Below are 18,240 nucleotides of genomic sequence, written 5' to 3'. Positions count from 1 at the left end.
CCTCGGAAAGAACATCATCATGAGCACCTCATCGCAGCCCGTGTCCCGGTCCGCATCGAACAGTTCCGAGGACAGCGTCGTCGTCGAGAATCACATGCCGTTCTCACGCTGGTTCCGGGAGATCGGCTGGAGACACGTCGTCGGCGTCATCGCCCTGGTCTTCGCCGCCTTCCCCGTCCTCTACGTCATCTCCGCCTCTCTCAACCCCCTGGGCACGGTGGCATCCACCGGGTTGATCCCCACCAAGGTGAGTCTGGTCAACTACCAGAACCTGCTGTCCGGGGCTCGAGGCCCATTCCTGCGCTGGTACCTCAACACGATCATCATCTGCACAGTGGTGGCCACCGCTCAGGTCTTCCTGTCCCTGCTGGGGGCCTACGCCTTCTCCCGGTTCCGCTTCACCGGACGCCGCGGCGGCCTGCTCGCCCTACTCCTGATTATGATGTTCCCCGCAATCCTGTCCATGATCGCCATCTACACGATGATCTCCGACATCGGCCAGGTCGTCCCCTTCCTCGGCCTCAACACCCTGGCCGGCTACAGCCTGGCGCTCATGGGCGGAGCACTGGGGCAGGTGTGGCTCATCAAGGGAACCTTCGACACGATTCCCCGCGAGCTCGATGAAGCCGCCATCATCGACGGCTGCACGCACTGGCAGGTCTTCCGCATCATCCTTCTGCCTACGCTCAAGCCGATCATCGCCACCACCTTCCTGCTGGCCTTCGTGGGTGTCATCAGCGAGTTCCTCCTGGGCTCGATCATTCTGACCGACAATTCCCAGAAGACGCTCGCTGTGGGGCTCTACGGCATGCTCGTCGGCGACCGCTCCAACAACCTGGGCATCTTCGCCGCCGGAGCGGTCCTCACCATGGCCCCGGTGATCGCCCTGTTCCAGTACCTGCAGCGCTATATCGTCGGCGGATCGATCTCTGGTGCGGTCAAGGGCTGATCAGGACTGAGCAGCTCTACGCATCTCTCCCCCTGCACTCCGACGACCGAGGATCAGGGGCGGGCGGTGCCACCTCACCGTCACGGATTCCCGCTAACGACACATGACCTGCGATGATGGTCAGCGGAGGGACGCGACGATCCACCGTCGGCCCATGCGAATCAGCACCTCCATCCTGACCGATTTTCGTAGGATTCACTCATGCCACAGAGACTCACTCTCACTGACATCGCCGACCAGGCAGGTGTCTCCACAGCGACTGTCTCGCGTGTACTCAATGGAAAGTCCAACGTGGCGGACTCGACCCGTCGGCAGGTGCTCGCTGCGCTCGACATCCTGGGCTATGAGCGGCCCGAGTCGGTGCACCAGACCTCCCGCGGTCTCATGGGGCTGATCGTGCCCGAGCTGAGTAATCCGATCTTTCCTCTGTTCGCCCAGCAGATCGAGCAGCTCCTGGCACCCTCCGGGCACACTCCCCTGCTGTGCACACAGACCCCCGGTGGTATCAGCGAGGACGAGTACATCGAGATGCTCGTGGACCGCGGTGTCGCCGGCATCATCTTCGTCTCCGGGCGTCACGCGGACACCACTGGCGACGTCACCCGCTACCAGCGTCTGCGTGAACGCGGCGTACCACTGGTGACGGTCAACGGCAACGCGCCGACCATCAAGGCCCCGGGCTTCGCCACCGATGACCGCAGGGCGACCCGGATGGCGGTGGATCACCTCATCGCCTTGGGTCACCAGCGCATCGGCCTGGCCATGGGACCGATGCGCATGGTGCCGGCTCAGCGCAAGCGCTCCGGCTATGAGGACGCCATGAGCGAGGGCCTGCCCGAGGCGCCGTTGCGGATCGTGGAGACGCTCTACACCTACGAGGGCGGTGTCAGCGCGGCACTTCACCTGCTGGAGCAGGGCTGCACCGGCATCGTCTGCTCCTCGGACGTCATGGCCCTGGGAGTGGTCCACGGGGTACGTCAGACGGGCAGGTCAGTGCCTCACGACGTCTCCGTCATCGGCTACGACGACTCGCCACTCATCCCCATGACCGACCCACCGTTGACCACGGTGCGCCAGCCCGTGAACGCCATCTGCCGGGCGGCCGTCTCCACACTGCTCGCACAGCTCAATGGGGAGCGGCCGGCCGACACCGAGATGCTCTTCGCCCCCGATCTCATCGTGCGTGACTCGACCGCCGCAGCGCCCATCGACTGAGCTGCTCGCAGCGGTGTCCTCGCACGTACCCTCCGTTCAGCGCGACCACGTCCGGGCCAGCCGGGAGCCCATGTCTGCCAGCCGTGACTCCAGCCATTGAGAGTCGGCGGCATCCCAGGGCTCGACGGCGTGGGGTTTCTGCAGCCCGTAGGCGTTGGTGACGCCGGCAGCGGCCAGCTCACCGCGAGTCGCGGCGCAGCGCCCGGACACCAGGATGCACGGCAGCGCCTGAGAGGCGGCCTGCTGTCCGACGACGCCCACGACGCCGTCAGCCAGGACATCGTAGAGCTCTCCCGACGCGGCGACCACCAGATCCTGACCGCGGACGGCATCACCCAGACCGATGATCTCCGCCATGACACGCGCCCCGGGCCGCGCCCATGCTCCCAGGGCCCGCAGCACCAGGGCGCTGCCCCCGCCCGCCCCGGTTCCCCAGGTCGACACACTCAGGCGAGCGCTCCCGGCGGAGTCCGCCGCATGCGTCGAGGCGGACAGCCCGACATCGTCGAGTGCACTGACAACAGGCAGGGACCTGCGTGCTCCGGAGGCACCGGGATCGAGCTCCTGGGCCTTGCTAACGCCTTCCATCGCCCAGGCGCAGGCGCGACGGTCCAGCTCCTGGGCCCGCTCAGGGCTGATGGAGGTGACACTCGCAAGCGCCGCCCCGGCACCGTTCATGCCTCCCAGGGCGATGTCGTCGGCCAGAACGAGTCCGAGGCTTCGGTGCGAGAACAGGTCCTTGGCCGCGCTGACGCCGCCGAGCGCATCCATTGCTCCGAGGCCCCCGTCGTGAACCGCGGAGCGCGACATCCCGACCAGGAGCGTGTCAGAGGGTCCGGTACGGCTCAGGGCCGCGCCGATGACTCGTCCCAGGCCGTAGGTGCTTCCCTCCAGCGCCTCCTGGGCCGCTTCATCGTGATCAGCCGGCAGTGCCAGGAGCCGGCCGGCATCCAGGAACCAGGTGCGTGCCTCAGTGCGGTGCCGGTTCCCAGATCGTGACGGGCTGGGAATTAGACGCACCAGGTCGACCTCCCTGACCTGTCCGAGCGGCCCCTGCCCCTGAATGACCTCCCGGGAGGCGACCCGCTCAGGGGCGATCACCTGGGCCGAGCCCGCTCCTCCGTCCGCCATGGGCATCAGGGTCAGGGAGTCATGGGGACGCACCGACCGCCAGCCGCGTGCCAGGCAGGAGGCGACGAGCCCCGGGGCAAGACCGTGTCCCGAGCCCGCCAGAGGCACTCCAGCAGGCTCGGGCCACATCCCACCGGGGGCGAGGAGGACCTTCACTGGCTCATTCCCCGGTAGTGGTCTCGGTGAGCACTGGCCGTCATGAGCCCATGGCGTCACCGAGACGGGCCAGGAGGAGAGCCTCTGCGACCACGATGCGCTCGAGCTCGCCCAGGTGCATGGACTCGTTCTCGCTGTGGGCCCGGGTGTCGGGGTCCTCGATCCCGGTGACGAGCACCTGGGCGTCGGGGAAGGTCTCCTTGAGGGTGGCGATGAAGGGGATGGAGCCGCCCTGTCCGATGTTGACGGCCTCGGTGTCCCAGGCGGTGGACAGGGCCCAGTGGGCGGCCTCGGAGGCCGGGGTGACCTCGGAGCCGTCGAAGGCGGGCCCGGCTTCACGACCGGTGACGGTCAGACGACCCCCGAAGGGCACGTGCTCCTCCAGGTGGGCGACCAGGGCCTCCTGGGCCGCAGCCGGGTCCTGCCCAGGAGCGATGCGCAACGAGAGACGGGCCGTGCACGAGGGGGTCAGCACGTTGCCGGCCAGGTCCAAGGGCGTGACGTCCATGCCGATGAGCGTCAGCGAGGGCTTGGTCCACAGCCGGGCGGTGAGGTCGCCGGTGCCGGAGAGCTCGACGCAGTCAAGGACTCCCGCGTCGGCACGGAAGTCGGCCTCCGGGTAGTCGGGGAAGTCGGCGTCGGCCTGGGACTGGCTGACCAGCCCGGCCACGGCGACGTCACCGGCGTCGTCGTGGCAGGAGGCGATCAGACGGCACATGGCGGTGGCGGCGTCCAGCACGGGGCCGCCGTACATACCGGAGTGAAGCGCGTGGTCGAGCATGTCGAGGCGGACGTCGACCTGGACGACGCCGCGCAGCGAGGTGGTCAGGGACGGGATGCCGACCTTCCAGTTGGAGGAGTCGGCCACGACGATGACGTCGGAGGCCAGCCGGTCGCGGTGAGTGGTCAGGAAGTTCTCGAAGGAGGGGCTGCCGACCTCCTCCTCCCCCTCGATGAAGACCGTCACGGAGCAGGGCAGCTCGCCGTCGGCCAGGGACGCCAGGATGCGCAGGGCGTGGGCGTGAGTGATGACGCCGGCCTTGTCGTCAGCGGTTCCGCGTCCGAACAGCCGCTCACCGCGCCGCTCGGCGGTGAAGGGGTCGGCCTGGTCCCAGCCGGTCGGGTCGCCGACCGGCTGGACGTCGTGGTGGGAGTAGAGCAGGACGTGTGGGCTGCCCTGGGGGCCCTCCTTGTGGGCCAGGACAGCGGGCCTGCCGGGGGTGCCGTCAGGGGCGGGAACCGAGAGGATCTCGGCGTCCAGGCCGCTGTCACGCAGGAGCGCAGCCACTGCCTCGGCGGAGCGCTGGACCTGGGACTGATCATGGCTGGAGGCGGAGACCGAGGGGATCGCGACCAGGTCCGTCAGGTCCGAGACGATGGTGGGCATGGAGGTGTGCACGGCAGTGCGCACGGCATCAACGGTGATCATGGTTTTCAGGGTATCGCGCCGCTGCCGTTAGTCTGTGCACCGTGAGCCTGTTCAAGAAGCGCAGCCAGACCCCTGAGCCGGAGCCCGTGGCCGAGCCCTCCCCGAAGCCCGTCGGTAAGGGGCGCCCCACGCCCCGGCGCAAGGACCAGCAGGCCAAGAACCTGCACCCTGTGGTCCCCAAGGACCGTCAGGCCGCCAAGCGAGAGGCACGAGCGGCCCGCGATGCCGCCTGGAAGCGCCAGAACGAAGCCATGGTCACCGGAGACGAGAAGTACCTTCCGTCCCGGGAGAAGGGGCCGGTCAAGCGCTACATCCGTGACTACGTCGACGCGCGCTTCAGCCTGGGCGAGTTCTTCATGCCCCTCATCTTCGTCCTGCTCATCGTCTCCTTCGGGTTCAGCCGCATCCTGCCCCACTACCCGCTTGTCAGCTTCTACACGGTGCTGGCGATGAACGGCTACCTGCTGCTGGCCATCGCCGACGCCGTCTGGTGCTGGGCGCGCCTGCGCCGCCGCCTCACTGAGAAGTTCGGCCAGGAGCGGGTCAAGGACGAGGGGACGATCTTCTTCTACATCATGTCGCGCTGCTTCATGCTGCGGCGCTGGCGCCGTCCCGCCACCCTGGTCAAGCGGGGCCAGTACCCCTCCTGATCCTTCCAGCCCGCTACGGCGCGGCCCCTGCCGCTTTGGGGGTCAGCCAGTCACGCGCGCAGCGGCTCCGGTGGCCAGGGCCCGGTTGATCCGACCCGGCCAGGCGGGACCGTTGTAGATGAAGGCCGTGTAGGCCTGAAGCAGGTCCGCTCCCGCGTCGAGCATGAGTTCGGCGTCCATGATGGAGGAGATCCCGCCAACACCGATGATCGTGGGCTCCTGCCCCAGCCCGCGGCGCAGGCGGCGCACAACCTCCAGGGAGCGGGGCAGAAGAGGCGCGCCGGACAGGCCGCCTTCCCCCAGGTCGTGATCGATGGTCGTGTTGGTGGCCACCACCCCGTCGAGCCCCATGTCCAGGACCATCTGTGCAACGGCGTCGATATCCTCGTCAGCCAGGTCCGGAGCGATCTTGACCAGGAGCGGGACGTGCCGCCTCGCGGCGCGGTCGGCGGCCTCGCGCACCGCCTCGAGGATCGGGCGCAACGTCTCAACGCTCTGCAGGCTGCGCAGCCCGGGGGTGTTGGGGCTGGAGACATTGACGACGAGGTAGTCGACCCAGCGGGCCACTGCCGCGGCCGAGTAGCGATAGTCCTCCACCGCCTCGTCAAGCGGGGTCACCTTGGTCTTGCCGATATTCGCGCCGACGACGATGGAGCGGCCTCGCGGGGTACGGCGCAGGGCCCGTAGGCGCTTGGCGGCCTCGTCCGCCCCGGAGTTGTTGAAGCCCATGCGGTTGCGGACCGCGCGCATCTGCGGGTAGCGCCACATGCGGGGCTTGTCGTTGCCGCTCTGGGGGTGTGCGGTGAACGTGCCGACCTCGATGAAACCGAAACCGAGCATGTCCAGGCCCTCAACGGCCTGTCCCTCCTTGTCCATCCCGGCGGCGAGTCCCAGGATGCCGGGCACGGGCCGGGCGAAGGGGCCGCCCTGGTTGGCCGAGGGCACGGGGAAGGCCGGTCTGCGCCCCCACATCTGGCGCACCACGTCTCTGACGAGGGGAACCTTGCCGGTGAACTCGATCGCGTCCAGGCACACGTCGTGAATCAGCTCGGGGTCGATACGGGTCAGGACGGTCTTGTACAGCAGGTCGTAGAGCACGGCCTCAGGCTACCCCGACCTGGTCTTACAGGGACCGCGCAGGATCCCACCTTTATTCTCCTCGGTGTTCCCACTTCGCGCCTGTGGCGGTGTCACGGTAGCGTGGGCTTCGTCCGAGCCTCATTGCAGGCGTGTTCTCAGAGGTGGCCAGTGTCCTTCAACCGCGATATCCAGCTCGACCCCAACCGGGTCCAGACCCGTTCCGGCGGAGGCCGGGGCGCCATGATCGGTGGCGGCTCGATCCTGACCGTCATCGCCGTCGTCCTCCTCTCCCAGCTCACAGGGGTGGACCTGACCTCCATGCTGGGCGCGCAGCAGCAGACCGGGACGACGACGTCGACAGCCTCATCGATCGACACCTCCGTGTGCACCAGCGGGGACAGCGCCAACAAGTACACCCAGTGCCGCATGGTGGCCACCGCCGAGTCCCTCGACGCGGTGTGGACCGAGCAGCTGCCCTCCCAGGCGGGGCTCAAGTACGCCAAGCCCGAGTTCGTCCTGTGGGACGGCACCCAGATCTCCTCGGCCTGCGGTAACGCCTCCTCGGCGGTGGGGCCCTTCTACTGCTCAGGGGACCAGACGGTCTATCTGGACATGAGCTTCTTCTCCGAGATGGAGAGGTCCCTGGGGGCCACTGACACGCCCCTGGCGGAGGAGTACATCGTGGCCCATGAGTTCGGCCACCACATCCAGCACCTGACCGGGCAGATGGCCAAGGCCGACCGCTCGGGCAGCGGCGCGACCTCCGACTCGGTGCGACTGGAGCTCCAGGCGGACTGCTACGCGGGGATCTGGGTCAACCATGCCTCCTCCACCCCCGACCCGGACACCGGCAAGCCCTTCCTCAACCGCCCCAGCAGTGAGGAGATCAAAGGCGCGCTGGGTGCGGCCGAGGCCGTGGGCGACGACCATATCCAGGAGCGGGCCAAGGGGCACGTCGACTCCGACACGTGGACCCACGGTTCCTCCGAGCAGCGCGTACGCTGGTTCACCACCGGGATGAACTCCGGCTCGGTACAGGCCTGCAACACCTTCGCCGTCGACGCCTCCCAGCTCTGAGACGAACGCGGCGACGTCATTCGTCGCCTTGACTCGTCTCTCTCCCCCACCGATCTCCTAGGTCTGACGGGGTCCGCCGCTTTCTGAGCGACGGACCCCGTTTGCGTGCGACGTGGCGTCACACCCGACAGTGGGTTCATGACACCCGTATCACCAGCAACATCTCCGGTACCGGCCTTCAGGAGGACACCATGACCAGGGCATTCATCGTTGTTGAGTCCTACTTCGGCAATACCCATGCCATCGCCGAAGCCGTCTCCACCGGGCTGATCGAGGGCGGCGTCGACGCTCAGGTCATCGACGTCTCCCAGGCTCCGAGTGCCCTGCCCGCAGACCTGGATCTGCTCGTGCTGGGAGCCCCCACCCACAACCGGGGGCTGCCGACTGCGACCTCGCGGGCCAAGGCCTGTGCGCAGGCGGGATCAGGCAAGGCATCCCACGGGATCGGTGGGTGGCTGGAGACCACGGTGATCCCGGCATCCACCAGCGCTGCCGCCTTCGACACGGTCATCTCCAAGGGCTGGCTCAGCGGTTCAGCGGCCAAGGCGATCGCCAAGGCGCTGCAGCGTCATCAGGGCAGGAGGACGGCCTCGGTCAGGAGCTTCGTGGTCACGGCGAACAAGGGTCCGCTGGCTGACGGAGAGAAGACCGACGCCCACAGCTGGGGACGCGAGCTCGCGGCTTCGGCGAACACCAGATAACGACAGACGTCTTGGCGAAAACTGCGCATCTCATCATCGGAAGGAAAACAACAACATGACAGCAACGAACCATGACAAGTCGTCCCGGCTGCAGCTGAGCGGACGAAACATCACCGGAGCATGCCTGGCCGTCTGCGGTCTCCTCATCATCATCTGGGGAGGGACGCTCGAGTCGGTCAGCGTCACTGACCCCGGCTTCATGAGCTTCGCCGTCAGCGGCCTGGTGATCGTCGCAGCAGGGGCATGCCTGGCGACTGCCCTTCCTCGCGCTGCTCGTGTCGCACTCATCTGGCTGGCAACGCTGACGTCAATGCTCTATCTGTTCATCATCGGCATGGCGGTCATCGTGTCCCTCATGAGCTGTGTGGTAATCGCCGGGATTGCGGCCTGGCTGACCATCAGAATCCTGAGATGAGATAAAGCGGCCGACTCGGTACGTAACAGCGCAGCGGCGAAGTCGACTCCGGAATTTTTCAGACCGAGCCGATTTCGCCGCCTCTCCCTGAGTGGTTCAGTAGTAGCGCCACTGCCGCATGTCTCGGTTGTAGACCTCAACGATCCGCGGATGCAGGAGGGTGGAGGGCTCCATGGTCTCGGTACGGGCCGGTTTGGTTCGCATGATGAACTCCAGGGTCTCCCGGTCCTGGTAGGTCAGTCCCTCGGGAAGTGACTGGCTGATGAGGTTCTGCGGCGTCCTGGTGGACAGCACGAAGCCCCATTCCCCGAAGGAGGGGACATTGGTCGAGAAGGGCAGAATCTTCCGATCCGGTTGGGCGGCGGCAACGGTGCAGGCCACCGTGGAGAAGGCATGGGGTGAAAAGAACGTGGAGGTGGCCTGGGTGACCATGACGCCCTCGGGTGCCAGCCGCGCTTCGACGTTTCGATAGAACTCGGTGGAGTAGAGCTTGGCGAGCTTCTCGTTGGAGGGGTCGACCAAGTCGACGAGAACGACGTCGTAGGTCGCCTTGGAGTCTCTGACGTAGGTGAAGGCGTCGTCGTTGACGACCTTCACTCTGGGGTCGGACAGGGACGCCTTGTTGAGGTCCTTGAGTAGGCGGTTGCTTCGCGCCAGCTCGGTGACGTCGGGGTCGATATCGACGATGGTGACATCCTTGACGCTGGGGTAGCGCAGGATCTCCCGGGCCAGCAGACCGTCACCCCCACCGAGCACGAGGATGTGAGCGGGGTCCTTCACCGAGGTCATGGCACTGGCGGACAGGGTCTCGTGGTACCTGGCCTCGTCCAGGCTGGAGAACTGGAGCTGGCCGTTGAGGTACATGCGCAGGTCGTCCTGGTACTCAGTGAGGACGACCTTCTGGTAGGCGGTCTGCTGGTAGTAGACGACCGGGTCGTTGTAGGTCAGTGCCTCCACACTGCGCTCAATGCGGTTGGCGGCCATGAACATGCCGACCAGCGCCACAACGGCGGTGGTGGCCGCCCACAGGATCTTGCGAGGCGTGCGCACCTGGAGCAGGACGAGCACCGCGACCAGGACGTTGAGCGCCCCGACCAGGTAGGCCCCACGCATGAGGCCGAGCTGTGGGAGGAGTACCAGGGGGAAGACCAGGGAGGCCACCAGTGAGCCGAAGTAGTCGATGGCCATGACCTTGCCGAGCAGCTCACTGGTCGAGCGACGCCCGAAGGCAGCGAAGGTCCGCACCAGTAGCGGAATCTCCAGGCCGATGAGGATGCCGATGGTCAGACTGATGCCGCCGAAGACGACCCAGTGCAGGCGGGTGCGTCCGAAGGCCAGGTACAGCAGGAGGACGGAGTTTCCGCCGATGAGCCCCAGGAGCACCTCGCTGACACCGAAGACGACTGCCGGTGCGGCGCGGAAGCGGTTGACCAGCAGCGAGCCGATTCCCATGCCGAACAGGGTGATGCCGGTGGCGAGACTGAAGCTGAGGACGGAGTCGCCCAGGAGGTAGGAGGCGGCCGTGCCCAGGATGAGCTCGTAGATGAGGCCGCCGATCGCGGCGAGCAGGGCCGCGGTGAACAGGGCGACGTTCTCGCGTCGCCCGATTCGGCCGTGGGTCATGGCTCGCCGCTCAGCTCAGGATGGTAGCCGCGATGATGATGGCGATGGCCACCGCCGTACCGGCGAAGGCGAGCCCCAGGCCGATGTTCTGGTCCTCGATGAGCTCGCGCCTGAGGTCGAGGCGGAAGATGCGGTTGACCAGCAGCGCGAACACCATGAGCAGGACGACTCCGAGCACCGCGTAGACGACGGTACTGAGCAGTGACTGCCAGTTGAGGTCGACCGATGAGTGGTGAGCGATGGTCATGAGCGACATGTCTTCTCCTTCATGTGTGACCGTCGACAGGGTTGAGTGATTGAGCTCCACGCTATTTTCCGACGCCGCCTCCCCCGCCGCCGTAGACCGAGCGGTTGCGGAAGACGGAGCCGTATTCCGCAGGATTGAAATCGTCATCATCAGCCCCCGCAAGGATCGCCATCAGAATGAGAAACGGAATGATCCAGAATAGAGGTGATTTCCAACCACCCCGAAGTCCAGAGCCTACCGAGGACATCCACCGGCCGAGCCTTCGTGCAATGCCTGGAGCCCACCACGGTCGACTCATGTGCCGACCGAAGATCTCGGACTGTTGCTCAGGCGCGAGGGTCGTGATGCGATAAGCCTCGTGCTCCCGACGGCGATGCTCATCGATCACGATGCTGGAGAGAGGCTTCCTCGCCCCTTTGACCCGGAGTTCAACACATGTCGTTGCTGTCACTGGCCCTGCCAGATGTGGGATGGCTCCTGTCTCATGGTCAATATTGGCTCGGTATACGTCCTTGACCTCAACGGAATACGGTCGCCCGTTGACCTTCAGCTGTAGGATCTGCCCCACCTCGAGCGCAAGCGGATCGATCATCGGCTGAATAGGAACCGGCTCGTGAAGAACAACCATACTGGTATCTCGATTGATCTCGAGCCAGAGCTCTTCGCTGTTGTCGTCGACCAGGAGCCACTGCTCCCACCGAGTGAGGCGCCGGCTTCGCTGATCCCGCCGTTTCAGGACAACTCGCCCCATGACGGTGTAGGAATGACTCTTCTTCCTCAAGGAGCCCCGAAGCGTCTCGCCGACTCTCAGATCACCTCTGATGCTCACAGTGTGATCCCCGAGCTGACCACCTGCTGGGCCTGAAGCCGCTGACGCACTGTCTCCCCCACGGCCTCGATCTGCGCAGGGGTCAGTGTGCGGCAGCTGGTGAGCGTCACGTAGCCGTCGCCGGACTCAGGCCAGGTGTGGGCGGCGATATGCGACTCGGACAGAATGATGACGGCGCTCAGGCCCTGAGGCTCAAACCGGTGGTGAGCGCTGGAGACAGCTGTCAGTCCCGCTGTCTGGGCAGCGGTCAGGAGAATCGACTCCATGGTAGACAGATCGTTGAGCGCGTTCGGCTCAGCCCCACTGATCTTGTAGTTGACAGAACACAGGCTCACCGCACTCACGCGAGCACGGTAGCAACCTGGCAGATGCCCGACAAACGGGGCGAGATCCCCATTCTCACTCCCCCACCGTCGAAAGCATATGGCGGGCACGCGGTCGTCGATGAGGGGGCGGGACTACTTGCCGACTCCACCTCCGCCGCCCCCGTAGACCGGGCGGTGACGATAGCTCCGTGAAGAGCCCGAGTGCGAGGTGCTGGTGGGATCCGCATCACCACTGGGGCGACTGGGGTTGGAGCACGCGGAGAACAGTCCTCCGACGAGCACGACGCTGATGAAGGCGGCGACGATGACGCATCCGATGTTCCGGCCCACCTTGCGGGCGACGGGTCGACTGTTGCAGAGGACGCGCCCGAAGAGCTGCTTCTGCTGAGCAGTGGACAAGGTGGTCTTGCGGTAGGCCAGGAGGTCACGGAAACGGTGACTGTCGATGGTCAGTCTGCTGGTCACACCGGCCGGGTCCGTCAACCGCACCTCGACGTAGGTCATGGTCTCACCGATGTTCAACGGGCACACCGGGGAGCCGATGACGTTCTCAAGCGTGCCGGTGGTCACCTCCTCAACGAGGCCCCAGTGCGGAGCGCCGTTGATCGTCAGCTGCATCTTCTGGCCGACGGTCAGGGCCCACGGCTCGATCGTCTCTTGGAGGCGAACGGGTTCGTAGAAGAGGACCTCGCCGGGATCGTGGTCGAGCTCGACCCAGGTGTCGGCGTTGCTGGCCCCGATGAGCTGCCACTCCTCCCAGTAGTAGAAGCAGTGGTCCTGGGAGTCCCACTCCTTGAAGAGCAGGCAGCCTCTGACCGACAGGGCGCCCGCACTTCCCTGGAGCAGGTCGCCGACCTGCAGGTTGGCTCGCGTGCCGTTCACCAGGATCCTCCCGTCTGCGGAGGAGCCGACGGGGCGACACTGCCGCCGTCGATACCTGATCCGCCTGTCATCACGCGGGCACAGTAGCAACGCGGGTATGCCCCGGCAAACGGTTCGCACTCCCCATGGCCCGCACCCACCAAGCGGATACGAGTAGTCCTGAATCCGGCCTGCCTCATGGGCGCCGGTGGAAGAACTCAGGGGCAGGTGCCGTGTGAGACTATCCCCATGCGCGTTGCAGAGATCGCCGAGCTGACCGGGACAACCGTGCGCACGGTGCGCTACTACCACTCGCTGGGGCTGCTTCCGATTCCCGGTGAGCGTGGCGGCTGGCGCGACTACGACCTGAGCCACGTGGCCCGACTCTCCCGGATCCGTTGGCTGGTGCAGGCCGGCGTGTCCTTGGAAACCATCACACGCGTCCTCGACGAGCCTGAGGCGACCGGCGTCGAGCGGATCGCCGATGCACCCGCGGCTGAAGCGCACTCGGCGGACGGGAGCGTTGTCGAGGACCTGGCCGGGGCCCTGGCCGCCGTGGAGGATCACCTGGCCGAGGTGACCAGACAGAGAGACATGCTTGCCGGCCTGCTGGAGCGGGCCAGAACCGGTTCAACTGTCTCACCGATGTCCCCGCGCATGGCGGCCTTCTTCGACCGGCTGGAGCAGGCCGCTCCCGATGAGGCCACGCGCTGCGCTGTGCGCAAGGAGCGGGACCTGACCGACCTGGCCTGCTACCGCGGTCAGATGCCGCCGGAGGCGGAGTTCCTGTTCGTCGACCCGGATCCTCACTACGACGCCGAGTCACTGGCTCTCTATTCCCAGGATCCGGCCGAGCTGTCAGACACGCAGATCGAGCGGCGTGCCCAGCTCATCATCTCCCGGATGGAGGCCCGGCTGCCGCCTGAGCGCCTTGCGGCCCTGGCCGGCAGCGTCGACACCGAGTCGGTGCGGGGGCTCTTCGACCTCATCGCCGCAACCGGTTACCCCGATACCCGACATACCCAGGCCTTGGAACGGGAGTTTCTCGCAGCGATCGTTCGATGGCGCTCGAGCGAGTAAGCGACACTCAAACTTGCCCGGTTGACGCACTACCGACATCGATCTCTGATGCCCTCTTCGCTCACTGCATGTACCGATCCCAGTAGCCGGCCTCCGATTCAATCTGCTCGACGACATCGATCCACAGGCCGCCGGGGTCGGCGAACCCGAACCGGCGCTGGCCGAAGGGCTCGTCGGTGAGTGAGTACGTCATCGCGAGTCCTCTGCCCGTCAGCTCGGCATGAGCCGCTGCTGCGTCGTCGACCTCCAGCTCGAAGCAGGCGCCGGTTCCGGCGAAGGCATCGGGCCCTGGAGGAGCAGAGGGGTGGTCCGGCGTCATGAAGGCGATCGATGATCCGCTGCCCTCATCCGTCATCAAGGTGAACCAGGAACTGTCGAAAACAGGACGGAAGCCGAGGAATCGCTGCCAGAAGTCTCGCGCCTCGTCCTTCCGGTCAGTGACGATGATCGGGTAGTTGTCTCGGATCCGCATAGTCGCCTCCCAGGTGCCATCGAAGAATTCGCATACCATTGGTATGCGAAACTAGTTCACATACTTTCGATATGTCAATTGTCGAGGTGCTTCATGGCAGGAACGAGAACAGCCCAGCGCAGGGCGACGCAGGCGGCGCTCATCACCGTGGCTCGGCAGCGCTTCGCCTCCGAGGGTTACAGCGCGGTGCGGCTGAGCGACGTCGTCGATGCGCTCGGAATGACCAAGGGAGCGCTCTACCATCAGTTCGCTGGCAAGAAGGATCTCTTCCTCGCAGTCCTTCGGCAGGTGCAGCAGGAGGTCGCTGACCGGGTTCAGGACGCCGCTCGGCCATGCGCGGATCCCTGGAAGGAACTCGTCGCGGGATGCGAGGCGTTTCTTGCCTCCTACAGTGACCCCGAGATCCGGCAGATCATGCTCATTGACGCGCCGACGGTGCTGGGTTGGCGCGAGTGGAAGGAGATGGATGAAGCATCCTCCGAAAGGCTCCTCACGGAGGCTCTGGTCGGTCTCATGAAGGACGGCACCCTCGTCTCCCAGCCGGTGGAGCCCGTGGTTCGTTTGCTGTCCGGAGCGATGAACGAGGCCGCGTTATGGCTTGCTGAGACCGACTCGCCAACGGCGCTGAAAGACACCATGGATGCATTGCAGTGCATGCTCGGTTCACTGCGAGCCGATGGGGTCACACCGGCAACAGAGACGAGTAGCGTCGAAGGCATGATCCAGCATCTTCCCTCTTCAGACAGCGTGGTCCTCAAAGGCATCCGCGAGGAGCCCAGTGCCGATGACGGAGCACGGGTCCTGGTGGACCGGCTCTGGCCCCGTGGCATCTCCAAGGAGCGCGCCGCCCTCGATGAGTGGGCCAAGGACGCTACCCCCACCACCGAGTTGCGGCGGGCCCTCCACAACGGGGAGATGCCCTGGCCCCAGTTCGTCGATGCCTACCGTGCCGAGCTCACCGAACGGCCCGAGGCGGTTGCCGCCGTCGAGCACCTGCGCGACAAGGCACTCATGGGACGCGTAACGCTCCTGTTCGCCGGCCACGACCATATCCACTGCCACGCGCGCGTCCTGCGCGAGGCGATTCTCGGTGTCGAGGAGGACCTGACATGAACCCCGCTATCGATGGCGCTGCGGAGCTCTAGCCCCGCACGACCTCTCCCAAGAACAGGAGATTCCACCCATGACCTGGTTGATGGCACTCAACGCCGTTGTCGCACTGGGGTCCGCGTTCTTCGGCCTCGTCGCGTTGTTCAAGCCCCAGGCGATGCCTGGACGACCGTTGGCCCATGACCCAGGCTCGAAGATGACGGAACCGAGCGAGGCGACGACCTACTTCGCACGCATGTATGCGGCCAGAGCCGTCCCGTTCGGGATCGCCACGGCAGCCGTGGCCGTCCTGCTGCCGAGTCAGGCGGCGATCTGGCTCCTGGCGGCCGGAATCATTGAGCTGCTGGATGCGATGGTCGTCGCAAGCCGCAACCCACGTGAAGCGGCACCACCGCTGCTCGCCGTGGTGGTCCACATCGGATCCGCAGCGTGGCTCATGACGTCCTGAGGCATGCAGCCCTCAAGAAGGCGCGTCACAGCGCCGTCAGTGGGGTCTCAGACGTTGAAGCCCAGGGCTCGCAGCTGCTCGCGGCCCTCAGGGGTGATCTTGTCCGGTCCCCACGGCGGCAGCCACACCCATTGGATGCGGACCTTGTCGGCGATGAGGGACAGGGCCTGCTGGGCCTGCTCCTCGATGACGTCGGTGAGCGGGCATGCGGCGGTGGTCAGGGTCATGTCGAGCACGACGGTTCCGTCGGGCTCGATCGACACCCCGTAGAGCAGCCCGAGGTCGACGACGTTGATACCGAGCTCAGGGTCGATGACGTCGCGCAGGGCCTCCTCAACGGCGGCGACGTCGACGCCCTCGGTGCTGGCGACAGGGGCCGGCGGCTGCTGCGCGGCCATGGGGTTGTCGGCAGCTGCCGGCATCCCGCTGGGGTTCTCGCTCATGGCTTCTTCCTTCTTCCTCGCAGGTCGGACGGTGGTGATGAGGACGGTCGGGCTACTCGGGGTCGTTCGGCTCAACGTCGGGCAGGGCGACGCCGGACTTGGCCAGGGCGTCCTTGAGGGCCATCCAACCCAGCAGGGCGCACTTGACGCGGTTGGGGTACTTCGAGACGCCCTCGAAGGCGGCCCCGTCCTCCAGGTCGTCCAGGACGGCGTCGTCGACGCCCTTGCCGCGAGAGTGCATGAGGGCATCGAAGTCCGCCTCGAGGCGGGCGACGGTGGCCAGGTCAGCGCCGTTGACGAGGTCGTGCATGACGGAGATGGAGGCCTGGGAGATGGAGCACCCGTCCCCCTCCCAGCCGATGGCCTCGATCTTTCCGTCCTTGATGCGCACGCCCAGGGTCACGTCGTCACCGCAGGTGGGGTTCACCTGGTGGCTGGTGGCGTCCGGGGCGTCGAGGGCGCCGGAGCCGTGGCGCTCACGGGAGTGGTCGAGGATGACTTGCTGGTAGAGCTGGTCAAGTTCGTTCATGCTCACCTCTGGAAGTAGCGCCGGACGTCGGCGATGGCGGACAGGAAGCGGTCCACCTCCTCGGGCGTGGAGCAGGCCCCGAAGGACAGGCGTGAGGAGGCGTGGATGCCGAAGTGCTGGTGGATCGGCTGGGCGCAGTGGTGGCCGGTGCGCACAGCGACGCCGGCGGCGTCAAGGACCTGGCCGACGTCGTGGGGGTGGACTCCCTCGATGGAGAAGGCGACCACACCTAGACGATCAGTGGTGTCAGTCGGGCCGACCAGGCGCAGCCCGGGGACCTGGATGAGGCCCTCAAGCACCTGCCGGGTGAGGACCTGCTCGGTAGCGTGGAGCCGGTCCAGGCCGATCCCTGCCAGGTACTCCACGGCGGTACGCCATCCCGCGGCCTGCGCCAGCGGCTGGCTGCCGGCCTCGAAACGGGGCGGGCCGCTCATGAAGGTCGACGACTCCATGGTGACGACCTCGATCATGGAGCCACCGGTGAGCACCGGCGGCATCGCCTCCAGGAGCTCCTCGGTGGCCACAAGCGCGCCGATGCCGGTGGGGCCGAGCATCTTGTGGCTGGAGAGCACCATGGCGTCCACACCGGTGGTCTTCAGTGCGCCGAAGTCCAGCGGGAGGTGGGCGGCGGACTGGCAGGTGTCCAGAATGACGAGCGCGCCGACCTGCTGGGCGCGCGGCACGATGAGGTTGAGGGGACTGATCGCACCGGTGACGTTGGAGGCGTGGGTCAGGGCCAGGACGCGGGTGCGCTCGGTGATGACATCCAGTGTGGCGGCATCGATGCGCCCGTCCTCAGTCAGGTCCAGCCAACGCAGGGTGGCGCCGGTGCGGGCGCACAGCTCCTGCCAGGGCACGAGGTTGGCGTGGTGCTCAGCCCGGGTGACGACGATCTCGTCACCTTCCCCAATGATGAGCCGCCGAGCCGGATCATCGTCCGCAGCGGATCCGCCACCACGGGCGGCCGACCGCCCCAGGCTGGCGTGCCCGATGGCCAGGGCCACGAGGTTGATGGCCTCGGTGGCGTTCTTGGTGAAGACGAGCTCACTGCCACGCGCACCGACGAAGGCCGCGACGGCGTCGCGGGCGTCCTCGAAGGTGGCGGTGGCCTCGTCGGCGAGCTGGTAGGTCGAGCGCCCCGCCGCACCGTTGGACATGCGGTAGAAGTCGGCCTCGGTGGCGATGACGCCGGCGGGCTTCTGGCTCGTGGCCGCCCAGTCCAGGTAGGCCAGCACCTCACCGTTGCGGGCGGACCGCTCCAGGTAGGGGAAGTCGGCGCGGATCGCGGCAACCTCCTCCACGTTGAGCGCGCCGGCCGAAGACGCCCCGGTGAACGGGGCCGTGGACTGGGTCATGACGTACCTTTCCGATTCGGTGCGAGCTGTACCAGGCGTGGTCGCCTCCGGCGGGGTGCTGAGGTCACGAGGAACCTTAGTCCCACTTCCTCAGTGCCGGGGTCGACGACGGCG

Annotated in this window: 21 protein-coding genes and 1 pseudogene; 10 read left to right on the top strand and 12 right to left on the bottom strand. The window is 66.3% G+C overall.

What is annotated here, in order from left to right:
- Positions 1-19 precede the first annotated feature (19 nt).
- Both BKH28_RS10655 and BKH28_RS10650 read left to right on the top strand, forming a co-directional pair.
- On the top strand, positions 20-949 hold the full coding sequence (locus BKH28_RS10655; protein ID WP_075418775.1) for a sugar ABC transporter permease: 930 nt from the start codon (positions 20-22) through the stop codon (positions 947-949).
- A 201-nt stretch (positions 950-1,150) separates the two neighbouring features.
- On the top strand, positions 1,151-2,164 hold the full coding sequence (locus tag BKH28_RS10650) for a LacI family DNA-binding transcriptional regulator (RefSeq protein ID WP_075418774.1): 1,014 nt from the start codon (positions 1,151-1,153) through the stop codon (positions 2,162-2,164).
- Positions 2,165-2,200: 36 nt separating this feature from the next.
- Here BKH28_RS10650 and BKH28_RS10645 read toward each other — a convergent pair whose 3' ends face one another.
- On the bottom strand, positions 2,201-3,451 hold the full coding sequence (locus BKH28_RS10645; protein ID WP_075418773.1) for a glycerate kinase: 1,251 nt from the start codon (positions 3,449-3,451) through the stop codon (positions 2,201-2,203).
- 40 nt (positions 3,452-3,491) lie between these two features.
- Positions 3,492-4,880 carry a dipeptidase gene (locus tag BKH28_RS10640; RefSeq protein ID WP_075418772.1) on the bottom strand — a complete coding sequence of 463 codons (1,389 nt, stop codon included), beginning with the start codon at positions 4,878-4,880 and terminating at the stop codon, positions 3,492-3,494.
- Between the two features lie 41 nt (positions 4,881-4,921).
- Between BKH28_RS10640 and BKH28_RS10635 the strand changes: the two genes are divergently transcribed.
- Complete coding sequence (locus tag BKH28_RS10635; RefSeq protein ID WP_075418771.1) at positions 4,922-5,530, top strand: DUF3043 domain-containing protein; 609 nt, start codon at positions 4,922-4,924, stop codon at positions 5,528-5,530.
- 42 nt (positions 5,531-5,572) lie between these two features.
- On the opposite strand, the gene BKH28_RS10630 is transcribed toward BKH28_RS10635, so the two are convergent.
- Complete coding sequence (locus tag BKH28_RS10630; protein WP_075418770.1) at positions 5,573-6,628, bottom strand: quinone-dependent dihydroorotate dehydrogenase; 1,056 nt, start codon at positions 6,626-6,628, stop codon at positions 5,573-5,575.
- Positions 6,629-6,778: 150 nt separating this feature from the next.
- Here BKH28_RS10630 and ypfJ point away from each other — a divergent pair, with 150 nt between their 5' ends.
- From ypfJ to BKH28_RS10615, 3 genes are all read left to right on the top strand, one after another.
- Positions 6,779-7,687: a KPN_02809 family neutral zinc metallopeptidase gene (gene ypfJ / locus BKH28_RS10625; protein ID WP_075418769.1), complete on the top strand. Its 909-nt coding sequence runs from the start codon at positions 6,779-6,781 to the stop codon at positions 7,685-7,687.
- A 191-nt stretch (positions 7,688-7,878) separates the two neighbouring features.
- A complete protein-coding gene (locus tag BKH28_RS10620) occupies positions 7,879-8,388 on the top strand; it encodes a flavodoxin family protein (protein ID WP_075418790.1) in 510 nt (169 codons plus the stop codon).
- A 55-nt stretch (positions 8,389-8,443) separates the two neighbouring features.
- The gene (locus BKH28_RS10615) at positions 8,444-8,803 is read left to right on the top strand and encodes a hypothetical protein (RefSeq protein ID WP_009397396.1); all 360 of its coding nucleotides are present in this window, start codon (positions 8,444-8,446) and stop codon (positions 8,801-8,803) included.
- Positions 8,804-8,899: 96 nt separating this feature from the next.
- On the opposite strand, the gene BKH28_RS10610 is transcribed toward BKH28_RS10615, so the two are convergent.
- The 5 genes from BKH28_RS10610 to BKH28_RS10590 all read right to left on the bottom strand — a co-directional run bounded on the left by BKH28_RS10610 (position 8,900) and on the right by BKH28_RS10590 (position 12,710).
- Positions 8,900-10,426, bottom strand: a complete 1,527-nt coding sequence (locus BKH28_RS10610) for a polyamine aminopropyltransferase (protein WP_075418768.1) — start codon at positions 10,424-10,426, stop codon at positions 8,900-8,902.
- Between the two features lie 10 nt (positions 10,427-10,436).
- Positions 10,437-10,682, bottom strand: coding sequence for a DUF350 domain-containing protein (locus BKH28_RS10605; protein WP_075418767.1), 246 nt, complete (start codon positions 10,680-10,682; stop codon positions 10,437-10,439).
- 52 nt (positions 10,683-10,734) lie between these two features.
- On the bottom strand, positions 10,735-11,502 hold the full coding sequence (locus BKH28_RS13575; protein WP_075418766.1) for a hypothetical protein: 768 nt from the start codon (positions 11,500-11,502) through the stop codon (positions 10,735-10,737).
- Positions 11,499-11,846, bottom strand: coding sequence for an S-adenosylmethionine decarboxylase family protein (locus BKH28_RS10595; RefSeq protein WP_075418765.1), 348 nt, complete (start codon positions 11,844-11,846; stop codon positions 11,499-11,501). Before BKH28_RS10595 ends, BKH28_RS13575 begins: the two co-directional genes overlap by 4 nt.
- Positions 11,847-11,960: 114 nt before the next feature.
- Positions 11,961-12,710, bottom strand: coding sequence for a hypothetical protein (locus BKH28_RS10590; RefSeq protein ID WP_075418764.1), 750 nt, complete (start codon positions 12,708-12,710; stop codon positions 11,961-11,963).
- 228 nt (positions 12,711-12,938) lie between these two features.
- Between BKH28_RS10590 and BKH28_RS10585 the strand changes: the two genes are divergently transcribed.
- Positions 12,939-13,769, top strand: a complete 831-nt coding sequence (locus BKH28_RS10585; RefSeq protein WP_075418763.1) for a MerR family transcriptional regulator — start codon at positions 12,939-12,941, stop codon at positions 13,767-13,769.
- 61 nt (positions 13,770-13,830) lie between these two features.
- Here the strand turns inward: BKH28_RS10585 and BKH28_RS10580 are convergent, their stop codons facing one another.
- Positions 13,831-14,241: a VOC family protein gene (locus tag BKH28_RS10580; RefSeq protein WP_075418762.1), complete on the bottom strand. Its 411-nt coding sequence runs from the start codon at positions 14,239-14,241 to the stop codon at positions 13,831-13,833.
- A gap of 93 nt (positions 14,242-14,334) precedes the next feature.
- On the opposite strand from BKH28_RS10580, the pseudogene BKH28_RS13950 reads away from it, so the two are divergent.
- The 3 genes and pseudogenes from BKH28_RS13950 to BKH28_RS10565 all read left to right on the top strand — a co-directional run.
- Positions 14,335-14,898, top strand: a pseudogene (locus tag BKH28_RS13950) (TetR/AcrR family transcriptional regulator); the annotation flags it as partial.
- Between the two features lie 60 nt (positions 14,899-14,958).
- Positions 14,959-15,354, top strand: coding sequence for a DUF488 domain-containing protein (locus BKH28_RS13865; RefSeq protein ID WP_075418789.1), 396 nt, complete (start codon positions 14,959-14,961; stop codon positions 15,352-15,354).
- A 70-nt stretch (positions 15,355-15,424) separates the two neighbouring features.
- On the top strand, positions 15,425-15,799 hold the full coding sequence (locus BKH28_RS10565) for a DUF4267 domain-containing protein (protein WP_081380119.1): 375 nt from the start codon (positions 15,425-15,427) through the stop codon (positions 15,797-15,799).
- A gap of 47 nt (positions 15,800-15,846) precedes the next feature.
- Here BKH28_RS10565 and BKH28_RS10560 read toward each other — a convergent pair whose 3' ends face one another.
- The 3 genes from BKH28_RS10560 to BKH28_RS10550 are packed head-to-tail and all read right to left on the bottom strand — an operon-like array spanning position 15,847 to position 18,126.
- Positions 15,847-16,242, bottom strand: a complete 396-nt coding sequence (locus BKH28_RS10560) for a metal-sulfur cluster assembly factor (protein WP_009397410.1) — start codon at positions 16,240-16,242, stop codon at positions 15,847-15,849.
- A 52-nt stretch (positions 16,243-16,294) separates the two neighbouring features.
- Entirely contained in the window at positions 16,295-16,771 is a 477-nt protein-coding gene (gene sufU, locus BKH28_RS10555) for a Fe-S cluster assembly sulfur transfer protein SufU (protein ID WP_075418761.1), read from the bottom strand.
- A 2-nt stretch (positions 16,772-16,773) separates the two neighbouring features.
- Entirely contained in the window at positions 16,774-18,126 is a 1,353-nt protein-coding gene (locus BKH28_RS10550; protein ID WP_075418760.1) for a SufS family cysteine desulfurase, read from the bottom strand.
- Between the last annotated feature and the right edge of the window lie 114 nt (positions 18,127-18,240).

The sequence above is a fragment of the Actinomyces oris genome (genome assembly GCF_001937665.1).
Taxonomy (GTDB): Bacteria; Actinomycetota; Actinomycetes; order Actinomycetales; family Actinomycetaceae; genus Actinomyces; species Actinomyces stomatis.
The sequence above is the reverse complement of the archived record's forward strand: the minus strand, read 5'-3'. Positions and strand labels throughout refer to the sequence as shown.

What these genes read in the sequence shown, in the direction of transcription:
- BKH28_RS10655 (WP_075418775.1), top strand. Translation starts at nt 20, where the DNA reads ATGAGCACCTCATCGCAGCCCGTGTCCCGGTCCGCATCGAACAGTTCC.
- BKH28_RS10650 (WP_075418774.1), top strand. Translation starts at nt 1,151, where the DNA reads ATGCCACAGAGACTCACTCTCACTGACATCGCCGACCAGGCAGGTGTC.
- BKH28_RS10640 (WP_075418772.1), bottom strand. Translation starts at nt 4,880, where the DNA reads ATGATCACCGTTGATGCCGTGCGCACTGCCGTGCACACCTCCATGCCC.
- BKH28_RS10620 (WP_075418790.1), top strand. Translation starts at nt 7,879, where the DNA reads ATGACCAGGGCATTCATCGTTGTTGAGTCCTACTTCGGCAATACCCAT.
- BKH28_RS10615 (WP_009397396.1), top strand. Translation starts at nt 8,444, where the DNA reads ATGACAGCAACGAACCATGACAAGTCGTCCCGGCTGCAGCTGAGCGGA.
- BKH28_RS10610 (WP_075418768.1), bottom strand. Translation starts at nt 10,426, where the DNA reads ATGACCCACGGCCGAATCGGGCGACGCGAGAACGTCGCCCTGTTCACC.
- BKH28_RS10605 (WP_075418767.1), bottom strand. Translation starts at nt 10,682, where the DNA reads ATGTCGCTCATGACCATCGCTCACCACTCATCGGTCGACCTCAACTGG.
- BKH28_RS10585 (WP_075418763.1), top strand. Translation starts at nt 12,939, where the DNA reads ATGCGCGTTGCAGAGATCGCCGAGCTGACCGGGACAACCGTGCGCACG.
- BKH28_RS10580 (WP_075418762.1), bottom strand. Translation starts at nt 14,241, where the DNA reads ATGCGGATCCGAGACAACTACCCGATCATCGTCACTGACCGGAAGGAC.
- BKH28_RS13865 (WP_075418789.1), top strand. Translation starts at nt 14,959, where the DNA reads ATGATCCAGCATCTTCCCTCTTCAGACAGCGTGGTCCTCAAAGGCATC.
- BKH28_RS10565 (WP_081380119.1), top strand. Translation starts at nt 15,425, where the DNA reads ATGACCTGGTTGATGGCACTCAACGCCGTTGTCGCACTGGGGTCCGCG.
- BKH28_RS10560 (WP_009397410.1), bottom strand. Translation starts at nt 16,242, where the DNA reads ATGAGCGAGAACCCCAGCGGGATGCCGGCAGCTGCCGACAACCCCATG.
- sufU (WP_075418761.1), bottom strand. Translation starts at nt 16,771, where the DNA reads ATGAACGAACTTGACCAGCTCTACCAGCAAGTCATCCTCGACCACTCC.
- BKH28_RS10550 (WP_075418760.1), bottom strand. Translation starts at nt 18,126, where the DNA reads ATGACCCAGTCCACGGCCCCGTTCACCGGGGCGTCTTCGGCCGGCGCG.